We start from the raw sequence: 23567 nt of genomic DNA, 5'->3' as shown, positions 1-23567 counted from the left end.
CATTCCCAGTGGTCACCGGTGCGCGCTTCCGTTCCATCCTCGAGCATGACCGACTCCCTGATCTCTGCGCATTCCCTCACCCGCCGCTACGGGGCCGTCACGGCACTCGATGCGCTGACCGTGACGATCGCTCCGGGCATCACCGGTCTGGTCGGCGCGAACGGTGCGGGCAAGAGCACCTTCGTGAAGATTCTGCTGGGGATTGTCGAGCCCAGCGGTGGGAGCGCCGAGGTGATGGGGCGCCATGTGGTGACGGAACGCGAGGAGATTCGCGCGCTGGTGGGATACATGCCCGAGCATGATTGCCTGCCTCCAGACATGAGCGCCACGGAGTTCGTGAGCTTCATGGCTCGGTGCAGCGGGCTGCCGGCCACGGCGGCGCGGGAGCGCGCCGCGGAAGTGCTGCGACACGTCGGGCTATTCGAGGAGCGGTATCGTCCCATGGGGGGCTACAGCACGGGCATGGCGCAGCGCGTGAAGCTCGCACAGGCGCTCGTGCACGATCCGCGCCTCCTCATTCTCGACGAGCCCACCAACGGGCTCGATCCCGCGGGGCGCGACGAGATGCTGGCGCTCATCTTACGGACGGGGCGTGAGTTCGGCATCTCGGTGCTGGTCTCCTCGCATCTGCTCGGTGAACTCGAGCGTGTGTGTGATCGCATCGTGCTGATCGAGCAGGGGCGCCTGTTGCGCGAGGCACAGGTGGGGGCGCTCACCAGCGAAACGGGCACCATCGTGATCGAGCTGGACGCCGAGGCCTTCGCGGTCAATGCCTTCACCGCGCGCCTGAGCGCCCGCGGATTGCTGGTGCAGGTGGAGCGGCAGCGGGTGCTGGTGGAAATTCCCGACGGGTCGAACGCCGACGCGGTGCGTGACGTGTACGATGCCGTGCGCGATGCGGCGCATGCCGCGGATGTGGGGTTGCTGCGGCTCGAACGTCGCCGCGGTCATCTTGCCGATCTCTTTGCGGCGGCTGCGTCATGAGTAAGCCGGCCAGCATGACGCGCGACTCCGTGATGCGCGGGGGTGCCGCGAGTACCATCCACGATCTCGGATACCGCCGTTACGACGGCCCGCGCGACGGCGCGCGCGGCGCGTTCCGTACGCTCTTCTGGCAAGGGTTCCGCACCATGTTCGGGGTGGGGCGTCCGTGGAAGTCCAAGGCCGTGCCGGTGTTCGTGGTCGTCGTGAGCATGTTGCCGTCGCTGGCGTCGGTGGTGGCCGTGGGTGCGTCACAGGGGCAGATCCCGCTGCAGTATGCGGGCGTGTATGCCGCGCAGCTCGTGCTGTTCCTGCTGTTCAGTGCCGCGCAGGCACCGGAGATGCTCAGTCGCGACCAGCAGCATCGGGTGCTGCCGCTCATCCTCACGCGCAACGTGACGCGCACGAGCTATGCGCTGGCGCGCCTGGCCGCGATGTTTACGGCGATGTTTCTCGTGTGCCTGGCGCCGCTGCTGGTGTTGTACCTCGGGGAGATCGGGGTGGCGAAGGTGCCGTCGGAAACCTTCGCAGACATGGGCGGCAAGATCGGGCCCGTGCTGCTCATGGCCACGCTCGCGGCCATGGTGTATTCCACGGTGAGTGCGGCGCTGGCCAGTTGCACGCCGCGCCGCGCGTACGCGACGGCCTCGATCATCGGCCTGTTCCTCGTGTCGACAGCGATCGCGCTTGGCCTGCGTGATCTGGCGGGGGTGCCGAACGAAGTGAACGAGTTGATCGACCCGCTGCGTGCACTTGGCACGCTGGCCATGGTGCTCTTTGGTGAAACCACGCGTGGCATGGAGCTCAATCCGCCACCGCCGGTTGCGGCGTTCATCGCGGTGTTCGTCATCATTGCTGCAGGTGCCACCACGGTGTTGGTGTGGCGGATGCGCCGGGTCACGGTATGAGTGCACCCTCCAGCGCACGCGCAGCGGTGGGTGCCACGCCGCTGGTGTTCGAAAACGTCTCGCACTGGTACGGCGATGTGGTGGCGGTGAACAACATCACCGCGGCGGTGGAGGCAGGTATCACCGGCCTGCTCGGTCCCAACGGCGCGGGGAAGACCACGCTGCTGCAGCTGGCGGCCGGGTTGATGCCCCCGAGTGGGGGCGAGGTGCGCGTATTCGGCGAGTCGCCGGTGGAGAAGCCGGAGATCTTCCGGCACGTGGCGCTGGTGCCGGAGCGTGAGGCGCTGCCGGGGATGCTTTCCGCGCGTGCGTTCGTGGAGGCGCGCGCCACGCTGTTGGGCATGCGTGATGTGAAGGGTGCGGCACAGCGCGCGCTGGAGCTGGTGGAGATGGACACCGTGGCGGACCGGCGGGTGCACGGAATCTCCAAGGGGATGCGTCAGCGCACCAAGCTGGCGGCGGCGCTGGTGCATGAACCGCGGCTGGTGCTCCTGGACGAGCCGTTCAACGGACTCGACCCGCGTCAGCGGCTGCACATGATGCACCTGTTGGAGACGCGGGCGGCAGACGGTACGGCAGTGCTGCTGTCCAGTCATATTCTCGAGGAGATCGAGGGGGTGGCCTCGCGCATTCTGGTCATGCTCTCCGGACGGTTGGCAGCCAGCGGCGATCATCGCACGCTGCGTCGCATGATGACTGACCGACCACACACGGTGCGCCTCCGCGCGAGCAACGTGCGCGTGCTGGCGGCACGTCTGGTCGCGCAGCCATCGGTGATGGGCGTCGAGGTGGAGAGCACCGACGCCCTCGTGGTTCGCACCACGGACTACACGGCGTTTTCGCGGTTACTGGTACGCGCCGCGCACGGAGAGGGCGGCGAGGCGCCGGTCACGCTGTACGATGTACAGCCCACCGACGAATCGCTGGAGCACGTGTTCGCCTATCTGGTGGAGCGTTGACGATGGCCGCGAATATGGCGCCTACAGGTAACCGGGCCGTCTCCGCCTTCGGTCCGGTCTCGTTCGTGCAGACCGCGCGGGTGCTCATTCGACTGGCGTGGGCGCGCACCGGGTCGCCGGTGCTGGTGTTGGGGATCGCCGCGCTCCTGTTGCTTCCCATGGTGTTCGGGCTCGTGTTCGCCAGTCGCGGCGCGTTGTCGGGTGATCCGGTGGATTTCCTGATGGGGCGCTACGACAGCCTGGTGGCAGGGCTCGCCACTCCGCTGATTGCGCTGCTCCTCGGTACCAGCGCCTTCAGTGCGGAGACAGACGACGGGACGCTGTTGTATCTCGTCACCACCACCACACCGCGGTGGTGGATCGTCGCGTCGCGCGTGCTGTTTGCCTCGGTGCTGACCGGCCTCCTCTCCGCCGTTGCGGTGCTCGGCACCGGGCTGATTGCGGTAAGCACGAGTAATCCCGAGCAGGTGGTGAGCGCGTACACCATCGCCGTGTTCTACGGCGGGGTGACCTATGCCGCGTTGTTCACCATGCTGGCGCTCGTCACGCGTCGCGCGCTGGTATCGGGGTTGGTGTACGTCCTCTTCTGGGAGGACGCCCTGAGCCAGACCTTTCAGGGCTTGCAGTATCTCAGCATCCGCAAGTGGATGGCGGCGGTGGCGGAATCGCTCACGCCGTCGGGGAGTGACCGCGTGGGGCCCTCGCTCCCCTTTGCGCTCGTGGCCGCCCTCGTGCTGGTGAGCGTTACGGTGTACCTCGGCGGCCGCCGCCTGCACCGCCCGCGCATATCCCGCATCGGGACGTAAGCGGACGCAGCGCGCTCAGCGGGTGGTGCTTGCCATCGCCGCACGCAGCTCCAGATCAGGCAGCACCTTCCGGAGTACCGCGTCCACGCGGGTGAGTCGGTCGGCAGGATTGCGCTCGACCAGCAGCTGATAGCGTGGCTCGAGCTCGAGATCGATCATCGAGGCGATCGACCAGGCAAGTTGCGCGGGGTCGTCGGGTAACGATGGCAACGGACCGCTGGTGCCATTGAGGGTGTGCACTGCCTTCACCACCCGCTTGAAGTGCTGGGCCACGTCGTCGGCCGCCACGGCGAGGGCGACGGGGCTGCCGCGTGGTGTATCGTTTACGAACGACACCTCGGCCACGTGGTACGGCGCCGCGTCGTCTACGAAGGCCTCGAGGGCGACACGCTCACGCCCCGTGACGAGAATGTTGGCGCGACCGTCCGGCAACATCTCCACCTCGGTCACCTCCGCCACGCACCCCATGCGCCCGGCAGGGATCGCACGCTCCGGCACGCCGCTGATCCCGGTAAGAATGCCGAAGCGTGAATCGCCGGCGCGCACGTCGGCGAGTAATTGCCGATAGCGCGGTTCAAAGAGGTGCAATGGCAGCGTCGTGCCCGGGTAGAGCACGACGCCCAACGGAAAGATCGGAAGACGAAGGTCGGCCATCACCGAAAGGTGGCGACGCGATCCACGGCGTGCCGGTGAGAGCGGAACCCGTCGACATCGCCACGACCGACGGCAATCAGGGCCGTGATGGTGGCATGCGCGGGGATGCTGAGCAGTGCCTTCACCTGATCGGCCTGAAAGCCGAGCATCGGCGAGGTGTCGAAGCCTTCACTCTTGGCGATCAACAGCAGATACCCGAGGGCGATGTTGGCCTGCGCATTGGCCCACACGGCACGCGCCTCCGGGGGCATGCCGCCGAAGGTGTTTTCGAGCATGGCCACGGTGGCGGCCTTCTTGTCGGCCGGGAGGTCGGGATGCACCACCTCATCGAGATGCGACATGGTGTCTTCCATGTCGGCATACAACACGATCAGGACTGGGGCTCCGCTCACCTGCGCCTGTCCATAGGCCGCGTCGCGGAGCTGGTCCTTGGTGCCCTGATCGCGGACCACCACGAAGCGCCACGGCTGGAGGTTGAACGCCGAGGGGGCCCGACCGGTCAGGGTGAGGAGGGTGCGGACCTCGTCATCGGTGACGGGCGTGTCGCGGTAGCGGCGGACAGAATGGCGCAGGAGGGCCGCATCGGCAGCGCTGAGTCGGGGAGCCTGGGCGCCGTCCTCGGCTGTGGGCAGGGACGCGGCGGGCGTTTCGTTCTGTAGCATCTTAGTTATGTCCTGTTGTGATACTGGTGTTTGTCAAAACAAGCTTCAACCGAGCGGAAGCGTTCCACGCTTGCGGTTGGGTTAGCGGCTCGGGCACTTCTTCTTGATTCCCTGGAGCAGCGCCGTGAGGTGGCGGCGCTCCTCGTCGGCCAGCCCTTCGAACATGGCCCCCTCGGCTTGGGCCACGTGGGGCGCGACATCCGCCAGCAGGTGACGCCCCTTCTCGGTGAGCGCCGTGTGGACCACTCGACGGTCCTTTTCGTCTCTGTTTCGAGACACCAACGCGGCAGAATCAAGCCTGTCGAGCATTCTGGTGACATCCGGACCAGGTGCGGCCAAATGTCGCCCAAGCTCGCTGCAGCCGGCCCCCGACCCTGACAGACGGTCGATCACCACGAGCAGTTCGAACTGCGCCGCGGTGAGCCCGAACGGTTCCAGGGCCCGTGACAGGGACCGCTCGACGTGCGCCGCGGCGGCGCGAAGCGCGTACACCGTGCTGGCCACGCAAGCCGCGGAGGTGCTCGTGGCGAGCTCATTGGGGGTGGAATTCATCTCACCGCTTAATCTATCGTTGCAACGAGTATTGTCAAGGAACACGATGTCGGCCGCTACCAAAGGGGCAGCAGGCGGCATACATTGCACTCCCGCGTGCGGTCAGCGCGGACTGGCGCCGTCGCCAAGTGGTAAGGCAGGAGACTGCAAATCTCCCACCGTCGGTTCGATTCCGACCGGCGCCTCTCGGACCCGTTCGAACAGCCCGCTCCCATCTCTGGGGGCGGGCTGTCGTGTTTCCCGGGGGCATCTCCTCGGGCTTCGTTTGGGGGGGACCCGGGCCTACCAGCGTCAGATCTGTCGCGCGGCGTGCGCGGTCAGGCTCCCGCCCGCCCCGCATCGCGTCGCGGGGCCGCCTGCCGCATGAGATAGAGCGCCCCGAGTGATCCGGTGAGTATTGAACCGCTCAGCACGCCGACCTTGGCTGCGTCCAGCTGGGCCGCATCGGAGAAGGCGAGGCCGGCGATGAACAGCGCCATCGTGAAACCGATGCCCCCGAGGATGGCCACACCGAACAGACCGGCCCAGGTGCACTGCGCAGGGAGTTCGGCGACGCGCAGTCGCACCGCAATCCACGCCGCACTGAAGATGCCGATCGGCTTGCCAATCACGAGGCCAAGGGCGGTCGCCAGCACGGCCGGCTGCGTGGCAAAGCTGGCCACATCGGCCGGTAGTGTCACGCCGGCGTTGGCGAGAGCGAAGAGCGGGACGATGCCGAAGTTCACCGGACGTGCGAGGGCCGCTTCGATGCGCGCCTGCACGCTGTGCGATCCGCGCGATGGAACCGTGAAGGCCAGCAGGACGCCGGCAATGCTGGCATGCACGCCCGACTGGTACACCGCCACCCACAACAGCGCACCCAGGCACAGATACGGCGCCACGGCATTCACCCCCCGTCTGTTGAGCAAGAGGAGGGCGCCCATGAGCGCGATCGTGGCGGCCAGTGCGACGGTGACCACGCTCGGGGTATAGAACACGGCGATCACGATCACCGCGCCGATGTCGTCGGCAATGGCCAGCGCGGCGAGGAACACGCGCAGTCCCGGCGGGACGCGATCGCCGAGCAGGGCTACGATGCCGAGGGCGAAGGCGATGTCGGTGGCCATGGGGATCCCCCACCCCGGTACCGCTGGGGTGCCCGCGGCGACCGCCGTGTACACCAACGCCGGCATCACCATCCCGCCGAGTGCACCGACGATGGGCAGCGCCGACTTGCGAACCGACGCGAGCGCGCCGTCCTGGATCTCATACTTGATTTCGAGCCCGATCAGCAGGAAGAAGACCGCCATGAGGCCGTCATTGATCGCATGCAACAGCGACCAGCCGCCCACCTCGGCGTGCAGCACGCCCGTGTAACTGTTCTGCCATGGGCTGTTGGCCCACGCGAGCGCCAACGCGGCGCACGCCAACAATAGGAGGCCGCTGAGCGCCTGGCTCGGCGGCGGCGCCTGTTCGGAGACGTAGCCCTCTTCCACGATTCTGTCGGACATACCGGCAATGTACCCGGGCGGCAGGGCGATTTTCTGTGGGGTCCACCGGTGCTGGCCGGTTTCCGGAGGTCCCGGTCCTCGGACGGTGCCCCCGGCCTCCAGCTGGCGCGACGGCAGGGCGTATCTTGCGACTGTCCCGGCCAACGTGGGACATACTGCCGTCTGATCGCATGGATGGTAGCGGATGGTTCGCCCGTGACGCGTTTGGTTCTCACTCGCATCGAACTCATGTCCGGCCCCCCTGTCGTGTCTCATCGATCGCGCTGGTCTGCCCCTCTGCTCCCGATGCCCCTGCTGGCGATGGGGGTGTTGTCGCTGGCGTCGCTGCTGGCCTCGCTGCTGGCCTCGCGCGATCTCGTCGCGCAGGAGCCCAAACCCACAGCCAGCGGTTGGCGCGATGCACAGGCCACCACGCTCGTGACCCGAGCGATCGAGCGCCGAGGCCTGCAGCTCGCCGACAGTTCGCTGCTCAGCTACCGCGCCACCGCCCACGGCTTTCTTGCCTTCCTGGCGCAGCTGGGGGAGGGCGTGATCATTCCGCCCAAGGTGGTGCAGAGCGAGGAGCTCGCGCTGTCGATCGCGTGGTGGCAGCCGGGGCGCAGTGCACAGCGCCTCATCGGGCGGCGCGACACCACGCTGCTGCCCGCCGATGTGGGGTACTATCGTGACCGCTACGGCGTGGTGCTGGACAATCTTCCGGATCGGATCCGGCTGGGTGACGGACAGGATGTGCGGGACGTCCCACACCCGCTGGCCGCGGGCGCTCTCGGACTGTACGAGTACACCATGGGCAGCCCCCTGACGATCCGTATCCCCGGTCGTGAGATCCTGGTGGACGAAGTGAAGTTCCGTCCGCGTAACGGCAGCATGCCGTCGGCCATCGGGTCGGTGTATCTCGACCGCGAGACGGCGGCCGTGGTGCGTCTTTCCATGACCTTCACGCGTGCGGCGATCATCGACAAGCGGATCGAAACGCTCGTGGTGACGCTGGAGAACGGATTGGTACGGGAGCGCTACTGGTTGCCGCGACGGCAGGAAGTGGAAGTGTCGCGTGGCAGCACCTGGTTCGACATCCCAGCGCGCGGGATCGTGCGCGGCAAGTGGGAGATCTCCGGCTACGACGTGAACGAGCGCATTCCGCCGGCCACGATGCTCTTGCCGCGGTGGAGCAGTGCGCCCCGTGACTCACTGCGCGCGCATCCCTTCGCCGGGCGCATCATCGACGCGCTTCCGCCGGAGATTCAGATTGCGAGCAGCGAGGATGTGGTGCGTGCGCGCGTGCAGGCCGAGGCGGCGGTCCGCGCATCGATGCTGGCGCGTCCCGCCACGGCGAGTGTAACGGGGCGTGGCATCAGTGATTTGGCGCGGTTCACCCGTGCCGAGGGGTTGGCGCTGGGGCTGGGCGGTGCGCACAAGAGCAGCACGGGATTCATGGTCATGGCGCGCGCCCGCTACGGCTTGGCTGACGAGCAGTTCAAGGGGCATGTAGCAATCGGTCGGGCACCGGCTTTCGGTCGGTTGCCCACATTGCAGCTGTTCGTCGAGCGTGACTATCGCGATCTCGGTGTGGCCGAGCGTGCAGGGGTCACCAACTCCCTCGCCTCGATGCTCTTCTCGAGTGACTACACCACGCAAGTGGATACGCGCGCGGTCGGCCTGCTCTACAAGCGGTCGCCCGTCAGTGCCTTCACCTGGCGTGTCGCGGCCGAACGTGATGCGCCCACACGCGTGACGGGTTCCGGGTGGCAGCGCACCTTCGCTCCTACCCTCGATGCGTGGGCGCTCGAGGGCGCGCGCCTTGAGGTCAGCGGGGCCGGTGGTACGGTGCCACGCGACGCCATGGCGCGCCGCTCCACGTGGATGCTGTCGGCGAGTGTCGGAGCCTACGACGGACAGGCGACGCGTGCGGTGCGTCCATTGGTGGCGCGCGCGCAGGCGCAGTGGCAGCTCACGCAACCGCTCGGTCGCGACCGTGCGCTCGTGGTGCACTCGATTGCCGGCCTTGCGGGTGGGCGTGATCTGCCGCCGCAGTGGTTGGTATTTGCCGGCGGACCGTGGTCGGCGCCCGGATACGACTGGCATCGCTTTGGCTCGCGCGCCCTCCTGTCGCAGCGCGTGGAGCTGCGCACGCCGGTGCGCGGCCCGTCCCTCCCGCTCGGGCGGTTCGGCACGTCACCGCCACATGTGACGCTGGCGCCCTACCTGCAGGCGATGGCCACGGCATCGGGTGTTGCCGAGCGACCCACCGTGGCCGGCGTCTATCCGTCGGCGGGACTCGGTGTGTTGTTCTTCTATGACCTCGTCCGCGCCGACGTGGGGCGCGGCCTTCGTAACGGTGCCTGGCGATTCTCGATCGACATCGACCGTTCGTTCTGGGGGATTCTCTGAGCCGCCCGCCGTTGGCCACCGCCAAGCCGTATGACAAGGCGTACTTCGACAAGTGGTATCGCCATCCGCAGCATCGCGTGAAGTCGCCGGTGGAGCTCGCTCGGCAGGTGGCGTTCGTACTGTCCACCGCCGAGTTCGTGCTGGGGCGCCCGGTGCAGAGTGTGCTCGATGTGGGGTGTGGCGAAGGACAGTGGCGCGCTGCGTTACGTGCCCATCGGCCGCGTCTTCATTACACCGGCGTGGATCCGAGCGCGTATGCGGTCGAGCGTTATGGCCGGACCCGCAATCTTCACCTTGGCGGCATCGAGTCTCTGGAAACGCTGCCGCTCCGTGCCGAGTACGATCTGGTGGTGTGCTGTGGGATGCTGAACTATCTCACTCCATCGCAGCTCGCCCGTGGTGTGGCGCAGGTGGCGCGCTTCACGGGGGGCATGGCGTATCTCGAACTATTCACCAGTGAGGATGCGTTCGAGGGCGATACCAACTGGCCGACGCCGAAGCCGGCGCGTTGGTATCGAGGTCTGATGCAGAAGGCGGGACTGTGCCCGATCGGGATGCAGTGCTACGTGACGCGTGAGGCCACCTCGCGCGTCTCGGCGCTGGAGCGGGTGTAGGTTCGTGACATGAGCCTCGACTATTCGATTCTGTGGTTTCTGGGGGGCGCGCTCGCTGGCGCGGCCGTGACCTTTCTGGTGTTTCGGCGCCTCGCGACCTCGGAGACGGCGCGCGCTGTGAGTGTGACCGTGGCCGAAGGCGAGGCGCGCGCTCGCGCGACGGAAACGGTCCTGCGCGAGCAACTTGCCCGGCACGAGGCGGAGCGTGCGCTCACGATGCGGCATGGCAATGTGGCCGAGCTCTTGGCGCCCATTCGCGATACGCTCGCGCGTTACGACGAGGTACTGGCGCAGCTGGGCCGGGCCCAGGCGCAGGTGGCAGGGCAAATCGGTGAGCGGCTCGACGCGGTGGTCCTGTCGGGTGAGTCCCTCCGTCGTGAGACCCAGCAGCTGTCACAGGCCCTGCGGTCCCCCAGCGTGCGTGGGCAGTGGGGGGAACTGCAGCTGCGCCGCGTGTGCGAGCTGGCGGGGATGCTCGCGTACTGTGACTTCGAGCCGCAGGTCACGGTACGGAGCGACGAGGGCGTGCAGCGCCCGGATCTGGTTGTGCGGTTACCCGGGGACCGCCAGCTGGTGGTGGATGCCAAGGCCCCGCTGGCGGCGTATCTCGAGTCGATGGCCGCACCAGACGAACGCACGCGCAGTGCGCGAATGGCGGAGCATGCGGCGCAGGTGCGCGCACACGTGCAGAAGTTGAGCGCCAAGAGATACTGGGCGCAGTTTGCGGATGCGCCGGATTTTGTGGTGTTGTTTCTTCCGGGTGAGGCGTTCTTCGCCGCGGCGCTCGACGCAGACCCCTCGCTCCTCGAGGCGGCGCTGGGGGAGCGCGTGTTGCTGGCCACGCCCACGACGCTGATCGCGCTGCTCAAGGCGGCGGCCTATGGCTGGCGTCAGGAGCGCGTCGCCGATGAAGCGGCGCAGGTGGCCGCATTGGGGCGCGAGTTGCACGAGCGGCTGACCGTGTTCGACGAGCAGCTCACGGAACTGGGGCGCGGACTGCAGCGCGCGGTCATCGCCTACAACCGTGCGGTCGGGAGCCTCGAATCGCGGGTGCTGGTGAGTGCGAGGAAACTCGGGACGATGAGCGGCGCGGCGGGTGAGCTGGCCGAGGTGCCCGCGCTGGAGGCGGCTGTGCGCGGCGTCGACGCTGCTGCGATCGACGCTGGTGCGATCGATGCTGCGCACCAATAGCGCACTCTAGAGCGAGCCAAGCAGATCGTCGATGGCTTTCCGGTCTGCGTCTTCCAGCGGCTCGGCGCCGTGGATGATGCGCTGCAGGATGTCGACCGCTTCGGCCGCCAGATCATCCGGGTGGCGGCGATCTTTGGCGAAGCGCACGATGTGCCCGAGCAGGATCGTCTCGAAAGGCGCCTCCTCCTCGTCCCCATCCTCGTCATCGTCGTCGTCTTCGTCTTCGTCGTCGTCCGCATCGAGGACCGATTCGTAGCTCGGGATGCTCTCTTTCCACGGCTCGGCGTCGTGCGCGTCCGACTCCAGCAGCGCGCGCGGTACGAGCGCAAACAGACGGCACTGCAGCCCCGGATCCTCTTCGTAGGCAAAGAGCCCAAGCGGCACGGGTTCATCGAAGAGATGCAGATCCATGAGACGAGCGATCGCCTCGGCGGGCATGGCACTGCGCGCGACCATGCGCCCATCGATGTAGGCCGCGAGCGCTGAGGAGTCCGGCGCACGCGGTTCATCCAGATGGGCGATACGCACCGCTACGGGTTCCCGTGTGGTGACGAAGATCGCCGGGCGGGCTTGGTCGCCGTCGTCCTGAGAGGCGTCGTCGTCAGTGGGATCGAATTCGTCGGCGGACATCGGCAGGGCTCACTGGAGGCGATCAGGACAGCGGTGACCTTGGCAGGTTAGGCACCGGAGCGTCGCCCCGGAAGGGGACGGGCGGCTCGGATCGGAGCCCGCTCAGGACGGACTTCCTACCTCGGTCACGTCGGTTTGCTCAAAGACCGTCCCCAGCCAATGCAGGACCGGCCAGAGTTCCAGCACGATGATGGTACTCGCGAGGACCGTGGCCAGCAGCACCGACCACCCGCCCCAGTCATTGGTCAACCAGAGCACCAACCCTCCAACCCCAACGGGAAAGACCAGCGCCACCGCGGCCACGAGCGTGGTGGCGCCAGTGGTCAGCAGATTCTGCCCCATCGTCTCGAAACCACGGGTCTCGGTGCCCAGCCGCACCCACGCGGGGAAGAGCAGAGCCGTGCCGTTCTGGATGGTGAACATGAGCGCATTGAACGCGGGAACCCCCACCACCACTGAGGCCAGTATGGGGATCGTCACGCCCGTCTCCAGATACGCTTGCGGGTCCTGTACGAACATCGCGATGGGCACCGTCATGAGCGACCACACCGTAATGGAGTGCAGCAGCGTGACGGCAGCGATCTCGGCGGTCACGATCCGCCAACCCGAGAGCGGATAGGTCTTGAGTACCGTGAGGCGCGGCAGATCCAGTCGCAGGTCGAAGCGCATCCACAGCGGACCGATAAACAACAGCATCGCGCCCCAACCGACGGTCACGCCCACGAACGCATCGGCGGCCTTCGTCGACGCTGCCCGTGTCGCGAAGGCGAGTACGGCGAGGCCTACCACAAACGAGATCACCTGCGTCTTCCACGATCCCCCACGCAGCGCGGCCACCACGTTCTTCCAGGCGATGGCCACTTCCGGACGTCCCTGCAGCGAGAGCGACGGCACCTTCACCAGCGTGCCTTTCTTCGAGCGCGCCTGTCCCATTTGCGAGGCGCGGAAGCGCTGCAGCACCTCGGCGCGGTAGGCAGTCGCCTCGACGGCGGCTTCCTCGAAGGCGTGATCGAGCCGGATGATCCACAGATAGTGGACGAGGACCACTGCGAGCGCCCAGGCAAGGCTCATCGCCCAGGCCGGGGTGCCGGCGGTCACGATGGGATCGAGGATCATCTGCACCGGTCGCAACGCGGCCGCCGGCACGGGGGCCTGCAGCGCGGCGGCAACGGCCGTAACAAGCGTCTTGATGCCACTCACGCTGGCGATGCGGAGCGCTGTCCAGTCCGCGGCGACACCGTACGCCACCGCGGCAACGAGCGCACAGAAGACGGCGACGGGGATGATCGCGCGGCGCCGTCCGGCGGTCCCGTGCTCGATCGCACTGGAGCGCACGATCGACGCGCCCACCCGGTGCATGGACAGGGTGGAGAAGAGCATCCACCATCCCACCGCGCGCTCCCACGTGGAGAGCTCTGTGGCGTCACCGCGGAAGATGACGCTGAACACGATCGTATTCACGAAGATCGCGAGCTGCATGCGCAACAGCTTGGTGTGCACCAGGCCGCGCCGCGTGATGGGGGCGCTGAACAGGAACTGCACCTCGGCCGGCGTGAAGGCGAGTGCACTGCGGTCCGCACCGAAAATCCACCAGCGCGCTGACAAGAGCAGGAGCACCGCGCTCCCGACAATTCGCGTGACATCGGAAAGGAGCAGCGAATTGAGAGGCGCGCTTCCCCCCCGCGTATTGCGGAAGAGCGCCCACCAGAGGTACAACGCGCCGAGGAGCACGGCGACGATGTAGCGCGGGCTACGCGCGCGCAGCGCCTGCGAGCGCAGCCGGTTGATGAAGGCGTGCCAATACAGGTACAGCATGGCGCGCGCAGGGGCTGGGCGGCGTGCGTTCCCCGGTTCTGGGACCGATAGCGCCCCGGGCGACAGCTCAGGCGCCATCGAGGACATCGTCGCCGGTCAGTGCGATGAATACTTCCTCAAGGGTACGGCCGGCCAGTGCCGGTCGTGACGATACGATCTCCTCGATCGTGCCGAACGCCATCATTTCTCCACGACGGATCACCAGCAGGCGTGTGCACAGCTCTTCGACCAGATGCAGCAGGTGCGAGCTGAGGATCACCGCCGTGCCTTCCCGGGCGCGGGCGGCAATCGTCTCCTTCATGCGCCGGATGCCCACCGGATCGAGTCCGGTCAGGGGCTCGTCGAGCAGGACGGCTGCCGGCCGATGCAGCAGCCCGCAGGCGATCGCCAGCTTCTGCTTCATGCCACGCGACAGCTCTGTGGGGAGCGCGTCCTTCTTGGCGGTGAGTTCGAGTTCGTCGAGGAGCGCCGGAATGCGCGGAGCGGCATCGGGTACCCCATACAGGCGCGCCACGAACCGGAGATGCTCGGTGACCGTGAGGTAGTCGAACAGCTGTGGTTCGTCGGGGATGAAGGCGAGGCGTGCCTTGGCCGCCACCGGATCCTGTTGCAGGTCCACACCGGCAATGCGGATACTGCCCGACGTGGGCTGGAGGATTCCGGCGAGCGCGCGCAGCGTGGTGGTCTTGCCCGCGCCATTTGGGCCCACGAGCCCCAGCACATCGCCCGGTGCGACGTGAAAGGAGAGCGATCGGACCGCGACCATGTCGCCGTACATCTTGGTGTAACCGGAAACGTCGATCACGTGGACCGGGTCAGGGAGGTTCAGGGAAAGACGAGTGGCGCCGTCAGTGGGGTGGACAAGATGGCACCGGCGGCGAGACAGCGCTCGGTGGTGGTGTTGCGGGCCGCGGCCACGGTGCCGGCCGCCGCGCCTCCCGCGGCCCCGATCACGGCGCCCCGGGTACCGCCCCCGATGACCCGCCCCAGAAGGCCGCCGATGACCGCACCAGCAATGACCTTGCCCTGATCACTGCCGCCCTTCGACACCCTGCGTTCGGTGATCGGTCCCTCGGAGATGCGCACGGTGCCGTCGGCTGGGACGAATTGGCCCTCGATCTGGACCCCCCGCAGGCGGAAGGCGAAGTCCCCCTCGGCGGGTGCCTGAGCGAGCTCCACCAGCACCGGTGTGCCCGCCGGGAGCGCGACCCCGTCGGCGCCGGTCACGGTCTGTCCGAGCGCCACGACGAACCGGTCACCGGGTCGGTTGGCGATGTTGCAGATCGGCGCATTGGTGGGTCCGGTGAGCTGTACACCGGCGGCGAGTCCGCGCGGCCGCACATCGGACGGCGTGCCCGTTGCTACCGGAGCAGCCGCCGGCGCGGGGGATTGCGCGGTCACCGCCGGTGCGCCGGCAGCGGGTTGGGTTGTCGGCGCCGGCACTGGGGGACGCATGGGCCGAGCCCGTGGAGGCGCCTGGCGTGGTGGCTCAGGCGATGATGCCATGGGGGTGGTCAGGGCCGTGTCGCCGATCGCGACCTGGGGCGTCGCCGATGCCGCGCGCATGAGGTCGCGCGACCGCGCCGAATCGACGGCACGTGCGGCTTCGCGGTCCGTACGCCCCCGCTCCTCAGCGCCTCCGCAGCCGGTCAACAGCCCCGCCGCCGACAGGCAGAGGGCAGGCCATAGCACTAACCATCGGCGACGGGGCGGCAAGCGAGTTTCGTACATGGACAGGGCACCCCTGCGGGCAAGTTGCTTCATGGAACGGACGAGACGCCGAAAGCGGCCTCTCATCATGGTTGCCGACGGGAGCCGCGCTCTGAACTGTACGCCGGAGTTGGTCCCGCGTTCCCGCCCCCCGTCTGCCCTGGGTGCAGGTTACTGCGAGTTCCGATCGGTTGCGCCTGTGGGCAAGGTAGCTCAGTACGCCTTGCGAAGCGGCTGCGCGATGTTGGAAACCAGGGAATCGCGCTTCGAGGTCGCCAGCGCCTCGGCGTTACCCGCGCGCTCCGGCGTGTCGGAGAACGGGAGCAGAATGGAGATGCGGCGATTGGCCGGCGCGAGCGGATTGCCGAGCACCCGCGGCTTGGTGTCGGCGTAGCCGCGCACCTCGGCCACACGGCCAGGCGCTACGCCAGCGGACTGCAGCACGCGTCGCGCGGCATTGGCGCGATCAGTAGACAGCTCCCAGTTGGTGTAGGCCGCGTCCTGGCCAAACTTGGCCCCATCGGTGTGCCCCTCGAGCGCGACCGGATGGTCGATCGTGGCAAGCTCCGCTCCCACGAGCTGCAGGGTGAGCATGGTCGCCACGTTCATGCGCGACGATCCAAGCGGGAAGTACACATCGCCGCGTCCCGATTCGACGAGTTCGATGCGCAGTCCCTCGCGCGTGACCTGCACGTCGACTTCGGCCTTCAGGCGCCTGAGGGAATCGCTGGCTGCGAGCTTCGCAAGGATCGCCTTGCGCAGTGTCTCGAACTGACGCTGTTCGGTGCTGCGCACGATCATGCGCAGCGGCGTCTTCTGGATCGGACTGGGTGCACTGCCGGTGCTAAGCGGGCTCGCGCCCGCACCGAACCCTCTCTTGTAGCCCACAGGGTTGGCGAAATAGCCCTCAATGGCCTGTTTTGTCCTGTCGTCCATGCCGAGGATCCACATCACCATGAAAAAGGCCATCATGGCGGTCACGAAGTCGGCATAGGCGACCTTCCACGAGCCGCCGTGGTGTCCACTGCTCCGCGCGATCTTCCGTTTGACGATCACGATCTTCTTTCCGCCGCGGACTGCCATGGCTCACGCGGCCTTTTTCCGCGTGAGCGCTTCGAGTTCGCTGAAGCTCGGGCGCTCGTGTGGTTCGATATTGCGACGCGAGAACTCCACGGCCGTCATCGGCGCGTCACCGCGGGCGAAGGACAGCAGCGCGGTGCGGATGCAGAGCATGTAATCGTGCTCGGCGTGGATACGTGACTCCATGGCCTTGGCGATCGGGCCGAAGACGCCGTAGGCCAGCAGGATGCCGATGAACGTGCCAACAAGGGCTGCGGCCACCTTCTCGCCGATTTCGGAGGCCGCACCACCGATTGAGCCCATGGTGATGATCACACCCAGCACAGCGGCCACGATGCCGAAGCCCGGCATCGCATCACCCACGGTGGTGACGGCGTGCGGCACGAGCATCTGCTCATGGTGGTGCTTCTCGAGGTCCACATCGAGAATGTCGGCGAGATTGTGGTCTTCGACCGTTCCGGTAAGCAGCACCTTGAGCGTATCGCAGAGGAGCGCAACTGCATGGTGATTGTCGGTGAACGACGGGGACTTTTGGAAGATGTCGCTCTTCTCGGGTTCCTCGATGTGCGACTCGAGCCCTACGAGGCCATCCTTGCGGGCCTTCTGGAACACCTCGTAGAGTACCTGCAGCAATTCCGCATAGGCCTTGGCCCCGTACGGATTTGGCTTCAGGAGCCCCAGCAGTTGCTGCATGCACCCCTTCAGCACCGCTGGGGGGTTGCCGATGATGAGTGCGCCGAGGCCGGCACCGCCGATAATGATGAACTCCGTCGGCTGCCAAAGCACGGCAATCTTGCCATGATGCATGACATAGCCACCAATGACCGAGCCGAACACGATGACGAGTCCGATAATGACGAACACGCGAGGCGTTCCGTGGTTCGAGTGAGAACTTCAGGGACCGGCGAGCCGCTGCACCCGATTGGGGCAGAGCGATGGCTGACCATTCATGACGAACTGCTGCGCGGTTTGGCTCATGCGATCAGCAATCGCATGGCGACGTTCGCGGCCGCTGCGGAGGAGCTCGACGCGCGGGTCGCGCCGAATCCCCGATTCATCGACGGCATCCGCAGCGATACCGACCGGCTGGAGGGACTGCTGCAGCTGCTCCGACAGCTGCCCCGACGTGCCGGTGCGGCGCTCGAGCCTATGCTGCTCACTGATGCGGTGGAGCAGGCACGGCGGCTGGCCGAGGAACATCCGGCCATGCGTGGCCGCTCGATCGTTCTGGAACTCCAGGGCGACGTGCTTCCGGTACGCGCTGAACCCAGCGCGGTGGCGCACGCCTCGACGGTGGCGCTGCTCGCCGCAGCACGCCTCGGTGACGGCGCCATCGTTGTGACGCTGCGTGTGGACGGTGACCACGTGGAGCTCAAGGCGCGCCCCGAGTATCGGCAGGCCAACGTCGACGTAGACGACGATCTGCACGCCATCGATTGGCTGGTCGCACCGAGCAACGGGCGTGTGCATCCGGATCCGGATGCCTGCGCGTTCCAGCTGCTCACGCTGCAGGCTGCGCGTCGGCACATGGTATGACATCAGGCCGAGGTGCCAGGCGCCGTTGGCGGAAATACCGGCGCAGCGGGTGTGCCGAGTGCCGCGAGCCATTCGCTGCCGAGCGGCGTGGAGGCCGCTCGCTGGTTCTCCTTCGCCACCTGCTCGGCGATCTCGCCGCGCAGGATCTTCAGGGAGCTGGGCGCTTCAATCCCGATGCGTACGCCGCTGCGGTCGCACGAGACGACCACGATGCGTACGCCATCGCCAACGAGAATCGAATCGCCCTCCCGACGCCCGAGAATGAGCATCGTCAGGCCAGACTGATCAGCGTGTCGAGCATGTCTTCCGCGACCTTGATGATCTTTGCGGCCGCCTGATACGACTGCTGCACCCGCAGCATGTGCACGAGTTCTTCGTCCGTATTGACGCCGCTGGCTGACTGCCGTCTGAAGTCAGCTTGCGTCACGAGCCCCTCCGCCACCGTTGCTTGGTCGGAGACGGTTGCTGTCTGGATGCCCAGCCGCGTGACCAGACCGCGGAAGAATCCAGAGAATGACCCCGTCTCAGTCGAGCCGTTCGGCGCCGTCCACGACACGGTATCCTCAAGTGATCGCAACGACGATATGCGTTGTGCGATGGCGTTGTCCGTCGGCCCATTCACGTTGCCGGAGGCCGCAATCTTCGAGAGGTCATTCACGATGGCCGCCTGCAGCGTCATGCTCGCAGCACGGACCGGAGCCGTGACCGTTCCGGGATCGAAGAAGTTCCCCGCGGTCGTGCCGGGAATGGTGGCCCCGGAGAACGTGAAGCCACCGCGGTGGAGCGTGTTCACGTCGTTCACCACCGCCACCGCCATCGCGTCGAGGCGACCACGTGTGCCGGGGAGCTCCGTGTTGATCACGTCGACCATCGCTGACAGCTCACCGGCGATCGGCGCGAGGCGATCCGAAGCGGTACCGAGCTGGATGCGCACTGGCACATCTGTGAGCGGGGTGGCAGGGAGCGGGTTGGGCGTTTCCCGCCACACTGACAACGGCGTGGCGGTGTCGCCGTGGATCAGCGTTGAGTTGCCGATCAGGACTGATACACTGCCATCAGGCTGCGCCATGACGCGGGTACCCGCCACCTTTGCAAGCTCGTCGAGCCTAAGGTCGCGCAGGTCGCGTAGGTCGTTGGCGGTGTTGCCGCCCGACTCTGCGCTCACGATGCGCACGTTGAGTTCCGCCAGCTGTAGCGCCAACGCGTTGATGCGCTCGACGGTGTTGTCGAGGCGCTCAAGGGTCTGGCTACGGATGGTCGTGAGTTGCGTGTCGTACGCGTTGAACAGCTGGCCAAGCTGCCGGCCGCGCTGCTGCACGACGGCCCGTGCCGCAAGGCCGTCGGGGGACGCGGACAGGTCACTCCACGAGTTCCAGAATTGATCGAGCGCGTTTGCCAGCCCTAATTCGCTCGGCTCACCGAAGACCGCCTCGATCTGGCTGAGTAGATCACGACGCAGGGTCGCATCACCAGAAAGGGTGTTGGCTGACCGGAACGAGTCGTCGAGGAGGGCGTCCCGTTTGCGGATGATTGTGCTGACGCTGACGCCGGTGCCGACGCTGCCGAAGGGAAGACGCACCGGCGTGCTGGCCAATACGACGGCTTCCTGACGCGAATAGCCGGGTGTCTCCGCGTTCGCGACGTTTTGCGAAATCGTTTGGAGGGCCGTCTGGTGCGTGAGGAGCGCCGAGCGCGCAATGTTGAACAGGCCGGAGCTCATGGTCAGACCGTGCGGTTCAGGAGCACGCCGCGGAGGTTGTCGGGCGGGGGCGTTGCGTGGCCTTCGGTGGCGTAGGTGGTCGGTGCCATCGACGCGCCAGCCAGCGTGCGTACGTGCTGGTCTGTTTTGGTGAGTGCTTCGCGTAGCATCATGCGATTTCGTCCCACCTCGCGCGTGAGCACGTCGACGGCCTGTTCCAGGCCCTGGCGGGCTTCGCGGAAGCGGAGGTCGACGAGGTCACCAAGCAGGTGTTCGATCTCGCGGAGTGTCATCTCTTCGCTGCCGTTGAGCAGCACGTTGAGCTGCCGGCGCCGCTGGCGCGCTTGGCTCAGCGTCGCGAGGATGCGGTGGGTGGCAAAGGTGCTGTCGTCGACGCCTTGGATGTCATCACGGCTGACGGCCTCGCGTTGGCGGCGCATCTGGTCGATCAGGTCATCCAGCAGTCGGTGCTCGCTGACCACGGCATCTTGCAGCGCACTGAGGAGCGCCGTGGACTGCGGTCCGATGCGGTGGGCCGGTTCGGGTGCGTAGAGAGACGTGGGCGGCATCAGCGGGTGGTGAGTCTGGCGAACGACTGGGGCGGCTCAGTCGCAGCGCGATCTCGCATCTGCCGGTAGATCGCCTCGGCGAGGCCGCCATTCCATTGGAGGGGAGTCTCGGCAGCGAGGTGCTGATCCAGTAGTCCGGTGAACATCTCTTCGCCGGCGTTTGCTGAAACAATGCCGTCCTGCTGTGGTACGCTGTCACGCAGGGCTTTGAACAGCTGCTGGACGAACACCCCCTCGAGCTGCCGGGCCGCATCGCGGAGCTTGTGGTTGGCGTCCGCATCTAGGGGCGGCATCGACCCCGTCACCGGCACCGTACCGGTGGCCACCAGCGCGCCCCGGGCGGCGATGGGGTCGATCATCGGACGATGATCTCCGCGGTGACAGCGCCCACGTCGCGCAGGGCGGCGAAGATCGCGGCGATCTCGACGGCCGGCGTCTGGACCGCATGCAGCGCCGAGGCCACGCGCTGCACCGGGATGCCGGCCGGCAGGCGCACGCTGCCCGGCACGGTGGCCGTATCGTTTGGGGCGACGTTGCCAATGGCGAGCGTGATGGCGCCATGACTCACCGTGGCGGCCCCCACAACCAGGTCACCCCCGGCCACCACGGTCCCATCGCGACCGTCAATGATGATGCGCGGACGCACCTCGGCGGTGATGGGCAGCTCACGAATCTTGGCCATCGCCACGGGCTTCTGTACTGAGTCGGCAAACATCACGATCACCGACCCCTCGTCCTCGACGGTCGCCGTCTTGTCACCCATCGTGCCGTTGATGGCAGTGGCGATCTTCGTGGCGGTGCCAAGATCGGGTTCACGGAGCAGGAGGCGCGACGTGGCGGCGATGGTGGGACGGGGTAGATCGACCTCGAGCACGCCGCCTGTGGGAATGCGCGCCGCGGTTTCGTGGGTGGGTTGGAATCGGGTGGTCGCGCCGCCTTGGCTCACGAGCAGCGAGCCCTGCGCCGAGGCAAGTGGCGGGCCAGCGGGATCAGCAACGAGCGGCGTCATGAAGAGCGTGCCGCCGCGAAGCGAGCGCGCGTCGCCCATACTGGAGACCTGTACCTCGAAGCGACCACCGGCACGGAGAAACGGCGAGACTTCGGCCGTCACCAGCACGGCCGCCACATTGCGCATGCGCATGAGGTCCGCCGGCACTTCCACGTTGAAACGGCGCAGGATGTTGATGACGCTTTGTACGGTGGGGCCGCCGGTCTGTCCGCCGATCGCGCGGTCGCCCGTGTTGTCGAGCCCTACGGCAAGGCCGTAGCCCACGAGGCGCACCGGGAGCGCGCCCTCGGTGGAGGTAACGTCGCGGATTCTCACGTCGTTCTGCGCGAACGCGACCGCGGGCATGAGCAGCAACCACACGATGTTGGCGGCGGCCATTCGGAACGTGGTCATGGCCACAACACGCCAAGCAACTTGCTGGCGATTCCCTGCTTGGGTTTGCCGAGGTTGCCCGGCGAGGTGTAGCCCAGCTGCAGGTCGGCTACGCGACTCGACTCAATGGCGTTGGTGGCCGACACGTCCTGCGCGCGCACCCAGCCGGTGAAGAGGATGTCCTGCATCTGCTTGTCCACGTCGATCTTCTTCGTGCCCTTCACCTGGAGCAGGCCATTGGCACCCACCGAGACGACGCGTACGCTCATCTCGTTCTGGAAGCGGTTCTCACGCCGCGCCTGACCCCGCTGCGTTTGGTCGGCAGCGCTGCGCGCATCGATGTTCACGTTCTTCGACGTGTTGGGAAGCCGCGCGTTCAGGCCGAAGCCTCGATTGCGCGTATCCTGGGCCACATGCTCTTTGACCGCCGTGGAGATCGTGTAGTCGTCGATCAGCACGGTGATGATGTCCCCGACGCCAAACTGACGTCGATCAGCGACCCACGGACTGCGGGTCGGGGCGGTGGGGGTAGTCGGGGCGACCGCGGGCGGCGTGGCCGTGGTGATGGCCTGCGCGCCAACGATGATTGGCGCCAGAAAGAGCGTCGAGGCGACGAGAAGGGGAAGACGCTGACGTGACATTCTTGTCTCAGCGGAGGCGAACGGTGTGCGGCGCGACGGCAACGCCATCAAGGCGGCGGGAGCGATTGATGCGTACGCCAACGGGGGCGCCGGCGATCGCGGTATTCGTGGCTACACCACTGAGCACGAGCCTAAGGGGACCGTCCTGCCAGATGGCCGTGACGCTGGTACCGCTCTTGATCAGGGGCGGCGGCGAAACGGCCGGTGCGCGCAGTGCTTCGCCGGCGGCAATAGAGCGACGCGCGACCCAACCGGGGAGCGCGGGCACGGTGTCGGGCGCGAACCCGTTCCAGCGCCAGATGATGACCGTGTCCACCTGAGCGATATCACCGGCCTGCAGCACGTCGCCTCTGGCGAGCGCACGGGTGGCGACGGTGAGCGACACGCGACGCTGGTCGCTGCGCGGCGGGGTCGGTTCGTCTTGCGCCGACAGCACGGCGGGGCTGTAGGCCAGTATGGTGCCGACCATAAGGGAGTGCAGGGCCGTGCTGAACATGGCGATGGGCTCAGGTCACGATGTTGTTGGCGATCTGCCCCATCTCGTCGGCGGTCTTGATGGTCTTGGAATTGATTTCGTAGGCGCGCTGCGCCGCGATCATCTCCACCATCTCCTGCACGATCTGCACGTTGGAGCCTTCCAGGCTTCCTTGTTGCAGGCGACCCATGCCTTCGTCGTTGGGGAAGCCGAGGACCGGTTGTCCGCTCGCCGTGGTGGGCGCGAGCATGTTCTGGCCAAGGTTCAGCAGGCCGCTGGGGTTCGCGAAGCGCGCCAATTCGAGGCGGCCGATCTCCTGCGGTATGATGTCGTTGCCGCGACGCACGGTGACCACGCCCGCGCTGGAGATGGTGAGTTCCGCGCTGTCGACGGGCACGCGGATGGGCGGTTGCACGGTGTAGCCGGCACTGGTGACCAGCACACCCTGATCGCTGATCTGGAAGCTGCCATCGCGTGAGTATCCCGCGTCGCCGTTGGGTAGCTGCACCTGAAAGAATCCGTCTCCCTCGATGGCAACATCGAGGTTCCGGCCGGTCTGCTCGATCGGGCCCTGCTCGTGCAGGCGCTGGACCCCGGAGAGTCGAGTGCCGCGCCCCACCTGAATGGCCGGGAGGGTGTCCGCCTCCGCATTACCAACCACCTGCGTCCCCTGAATGGTCTGGTAGAGCAAGTCCTCGAACTGCGCACGGCTCCGCTTGAAGCCGGCGGTGTTCACGTTGGCAAGGTTATTGGCGATGACTTCGGTGCGGGTCTGCTGCGCCATCATGCCTGTGGCGGCAGCGCGGAGTGCGGGATTCATGGTCGG

The 23567-nt window shown here is 66.8% G+C and carries 26 protein-coding genes and 1 tRNA gene; 9 read left to right on the top strand and 18 right to left on the bottom strand.

The window, feature by feature from the left end; translation table 11 throughout:
* The first annotated feature begins 45 nt into the window (after positions 1–45).
* Genes ACIQ51_RS00520 through ACIQ51_RS00505 form a run of 4 tightly spaced genes read left to right on the top strand, consistent with a single transcriptional unit; the run spans position 46 to position 3654 of the window.
* Positions 46–984 carry an ABC transporter ATP-binding protein gene (locus ACIQ51_RS00520; RefSeq protein ID WP_396203036.1) on the top strand — a complete coding sequence of 313 codons (939 nt, stop codon included), beginning with the start codon at positions 46–48 and terminating at the stop codon, positions 982–984.
* On the top strand, positions 981–1889 hold the full coding sequence (locus tag ACIQ51_RS00515; protein ID WP_396203035.1) for a hypothetical protein: 909 nt from the start codon (positions 981–983) through the stop codon (positions 1887–1889). Before ACIQ51_RS00520 ends, ACIQ51_RS00515 begins: the two co-directional genes overlap by 4 nt.
* On the top strand, positions 1886–2848 hold the full coding sequence (locus ACIQ51_RS00510; protein ID WP_396203034.1) for an ABC transporter ATP-binding protein: 963 nt from the start codon (positions 1886–1888) through the stop codon (positions 2846–2848). The genes ACIQ51_RS00515 and ACIQ51_RS00510 overlap by 4 nt, the downstream gene beginning before the upstream one ends.
* Before the next feature lie 2 nt (positions 2849–2850).
* Positions 2851–3654, top strand: coding sequence for an ABC transporter permease subunit (locus tag ACIQ51_RS00505; protein ID WP_396203033.1), 804 nt, complete (start codon positions 2851–2853; stop codon positions 3652–3654).
* 15 nt (positions 3655–3669) lie between these two features.
* On the opposite strand, the gene ACIQ51_RS00500 is transcribed toward ACIQ51_RS00505, so the two are convergent.
* The 3 genes from ACIQ51_RS00500 to ACIQ51_RS00490 form a co-directional block, all read right to left on the bottom strand.
* A complete protein-coding gene (locus ACIQ51_RS00500; protein ID WP_396203032.1) occupies positions 3670–4308 on the bottom strand; it encodes an LON peptidase substrate-binding domain-containing protein in 639 nt (212 codons plus the stop codon).
* A complete protein-coding gene (locus ACIQ51_RS00495; protein WP_396203031.1) occupies positions 4308–4970 on the bottom strand; it encodes a nitroreductase family protein in 663 nt (220 codons plus the stop codon). The genes ACIQ51_RS00500 and ACIQ51_RS00495 overlap by 1 nt, the downstream gene beginning before the upstream one ends.
* An 81-nt stretch (positions 4971–5051) precedes the next feature.
* Positions 5052–5522 carry a MarR family winged helix-turn-helix transcriptional regulator gene (locus ACIQ51_RS00490; RefSeq protein ID WP_396203030.1) on the bottom strand — a complete coding sequence of 157 codons (471 nt, stop codon included), beginning with the start codon at positions 5520–5522 and terminating at the stop codon, positions 5052–5054.
* A 114-nt stretch (positions 5523–5636) separates the two neighbouring features.
* On the opposite strand from ACIQ51_RS00490, the gene ACIQ51_RS00485 reads away from it, so the two are divergent.
* Positions 5637–5707 (top strand) — tRNA-Cys (locus ACIQ51_RS00485).
* 132 nt (positions 5708–5839) lie between these two features.
* On the opposite strand, the gene nhaA is transcribed toward ACIQ51_RS00485, so the two are convergent.
* The gene (gene nhaA / locus ACIQ51_RS00480) at positions 5840–7012 is read right to left on the bottom strand and encodes a Na+/H+ antiporter NhaA (RefSeq protein ID WP_396203029.1); all 1173 of its coding nucleotides are present in this window, start codon (positions 7010–7012) and stop codon (positions 5840–5842) included.
* A 285-nt stretch (positions 7013–7297) separates the two neighbouring features.
* Between nhaA and ACIQ51_RS00475 the strand changes: the two genes are divergently transcribed.
* Genes ACIQ51_RS00475 through ACIQ51_RS00465 form a run of 3 tightly spaced genes read left to right on the top strand, consistent with a single transcriptional unit; the run spans position 7298 to position 11205 of the window.
* The gene (locus ACIQ51_RS00475) at positions 7298–9400 is read left to right on the top strand and encodes a hypothetical protein (RefSeq protein ID WP_396203028.1); all 2103 of its coding nucleotides are present in this window, start codon (positions 7298–7300) and stop codon (positions 9398–9400) included.
* Positions 9401–9411: 11 nt separating this feature from the next.
* On the top strand, positions 9412–10014 hold the full coding sequence (locus tag ACIQ51_RS00470) for a class I SAM-dependent DNA methyltransferase (RefSeq protein WP_396203027.1): 603 nt from the start codon (positions 9412–9414) through the stop codon (positions 10012–10014).
* A 9-nt stretch (positions 10015–10023) separates the two neighbouring features.
* Complete coding sequence (locus ACIQ51_RS00465; RefSeq protein ID WP_396203026.1) at positions 10024–11205, top strand: DNA recombination protein RmuC; 1182 nt, start codon at positions 10024–10026, stop codon at positions 11203–11205.
* A gap of 6 nt (positions 11206–11211) precedes the next feature.
* Here the strand turns inward: ACIQ51_RS00465 and ACIQ51_RS00460 are convergent, their stop codons facing one another.
* The 6 genes from ACIQ51_RS00460 to motA all read right to left on the bottom strand — a co-directional run bounded on the left by ACIQ51_RS00460 (position 11212) and on the right by motA (position 17304).
* Positions 11212–11835 (bottom strand): hypothetical protein, encoded by a 624-nt coding sequence (locus tag ACIQ51_RS00460; protein ID WP_396203025.1) that lies wholly within the window; start codon positions 11833–11835, stop codon positions 11212–11214.
* A 102-nt stretch (positions 11836–11937) separates the two neighbouring features.
* The gene (locus ACIQ51_RS00455) at positions 11938–13650 is read right to left on the bottom strand and encodes a putative ABC exporter domain-containing protein (protein ID WP_396203024.1); all 1713 of its coding nucleotides are present in this window, start codon (positions 13648–13650) and stop codon (positions 11938–11940) included.
* Positions 13651–13717: 67 nt separating this feature from the next.
* Positions 13718–14455: an ABC transporter ATP-binding protein gene (locus ACIQ51_RS00450; protein ID WP_396203023.1), complete on the bottom strand. Its 738-nt coding sequence runs from the start codon at positions 14453–14455 to the stop codon at positions 13718–13720.
* Between the two features lie 20 nt (positions 14456–14475).
* Positions 14476–15051, bottom strand: coding sequence for a hypothetical protein (locus tag ACIQ51_RS00445; protein ID WP_396203022.1), 576 nt, complete (start codon positions 15049–15051; stop codon positions 14476–14478).
* Between the two features lie 522 nt (positions 15052–15573).
* Positions 15574–16443 (bottom strand): flagellar motor protein MotB, encoded by an 870-nt coding sequence (locus ACIQ51_RS00440; RefSeq protein ID WP_396203021.1) that lies wholly within the window; start codon positions 16441–16443, stop codon positions 15574–15576.
* A 3-nt stretch (positions 16444–16446) separates the two neighbouring features.
* Positions 16447–17304 (bottom strand): flagellar motor stator protein MotA, encoded by an 858-nt coding sequence (gene motA, locus ACIQ51_RS00435; protein WP_396203020.1) that lies wholly within the window; start codon positions 17302–17304, stop codon positions 16447–16449.
* Between the two features lie 21 nt (positions 17305–17325).
* Here motA and ACIQ51_RS00430 point away from each other — a divergent pair, with 21 nt between their 5' ends.
* The gene (locus tag ACIQ51_RS00430) at positions 17326–17976 is read left to right on the top strand and encodes a hypothetical protein (RefSeq protein ID WP_396203019.1); all 651 of its coding nucleotides are present in this window, start codon (positions 17326–17328) and stop codon (positions 17974–17976) included.
* A 2-nt stretch (positions 17977–17978) separates the two neighbouring features.
* Here the strand turns inward: ACIQ51_RS00430 and ACIQ51_RS00425 are convergent, their stop codons facing one another.
* Genes ACIQ51_RS00425 through flgG form a run of 8 tightly spaced genes read right to left on the bottom strand, consistent with a single transcriptional unit; the run spans position 17979 to position 23561 of the window.
* Complete coding sequence (locus ACIQ51_RS00425; protein ID WP_396203018.1) at positions 17979–18245, bottom strand: carbon storage regulator; 267 nt, start codon at positions 18243–18245, stop codon at positions 17979–17981.
* A 2-nt stretch (positions 18246–18247) separates the two neighbouring features.
* Positions 18248–19696 (bottom strand): flagellar hook-associated protein FlgK, encoded by a 1449-nt coding sequence (gene flgK / locus ACIQ51_RS00420; protein WP_396203017.1) that lies wholly within the window; start codon positions 19694–19696, stop codon positions 18248–18250.
* A gap of 2 nt (positions 19697–19698) precedes the next feature.
* A complete protein-coding gene (flgN, locus tag ACIQ51_RS00415; protein ID WP_396203016.1) occupies positions 19699–20244 on the bottom strand; it encodes a flagellar export chaperone FlgN in 546 nt (181 codons plus the stop codon).
* Positions 20244–20603, bottom strand: a complete 360-nt coding sequence (locus ACIQ51_RS00410; protein ID WP_396203015.1) for a rod-binding protein — start codon at positions 20601–20603, stop codon at positions 20244–20246. The genes flgN and ACIQ51_RS00410 overlap by 1 nt, the downstream gene beginning before the upstream one ends.
* Positions 20600–21646: a flagellar basal body P-ring protein FlgI gene (locus ACIQ51_RS00405; RefSeq protein ID WP_396203014.1), complete on the bottom strand. Its 1047-nt coding sequence runs from the start codon at positions 21644–21646 to the stop codon at positions 20600–20602. The genes ACIQ51_RS00410 and ACIQ51_RS00405 overlap by 4 nt, the downstream gene beginning before the upstream one ends.
* Complete coding sequence (locus tag ACIQ51_RS00400) at positions 21643–22266, bottom strand: flagellar basal body L-ring protein FlgH (protein ID WP_396203013.1); 624 nt, start codon at positions 22264–22266, stop codon at positions 21643–21645. Before ACIQ51_RS00400 ends, ACIQ51_RS00405 begins: the two co-directional genes overlap by 4 nt.
* A 7-nt stretch (positions 22267–22273) precedes the next feature.
* A complete protein-coding gene (flgA, locus tag ACIQ51_RS00395) occupies positions 22274–22762 on the bottom strand; it encodes a flagellar basal body P-ring formation chaperone FlgA (RefSeq protein ID WP_396203012.1) in 489 nt (162 codons plus the stop codon).
* A 10-nt stretch (positions 22763–22772) separates the two neighbouring features.
* The gene (flgG, locus tag ACIQ51_RS00390; protein WP_396203011.1) at positions 22773–23561 is read right to left on the bottom strand and encodes a flagellar basal-body rod protein FlgG; all 789 of its coding nucleotides are present in this window, start codon (positions 23559–23561) and stop codon (positions 22773–22775) included.
* Between the last annotated feature and the right edge of the window lie 6 nt (positions 23562–23567).

This window comes from Gemmatimonas sp. (assembly GCF_044344655.1).
Lineage (GTDB): Bacteria > Gemmatimonadota > Gemmatimonadetes > Gemmatimonadales > Gemmatimonadaceae > Gemmatimonas.
The sequence above is the reverse complement of the archived record's forward strand: the minus strand, read 5'-3'. Positions and strand labels throughout refer to the sequence as shown.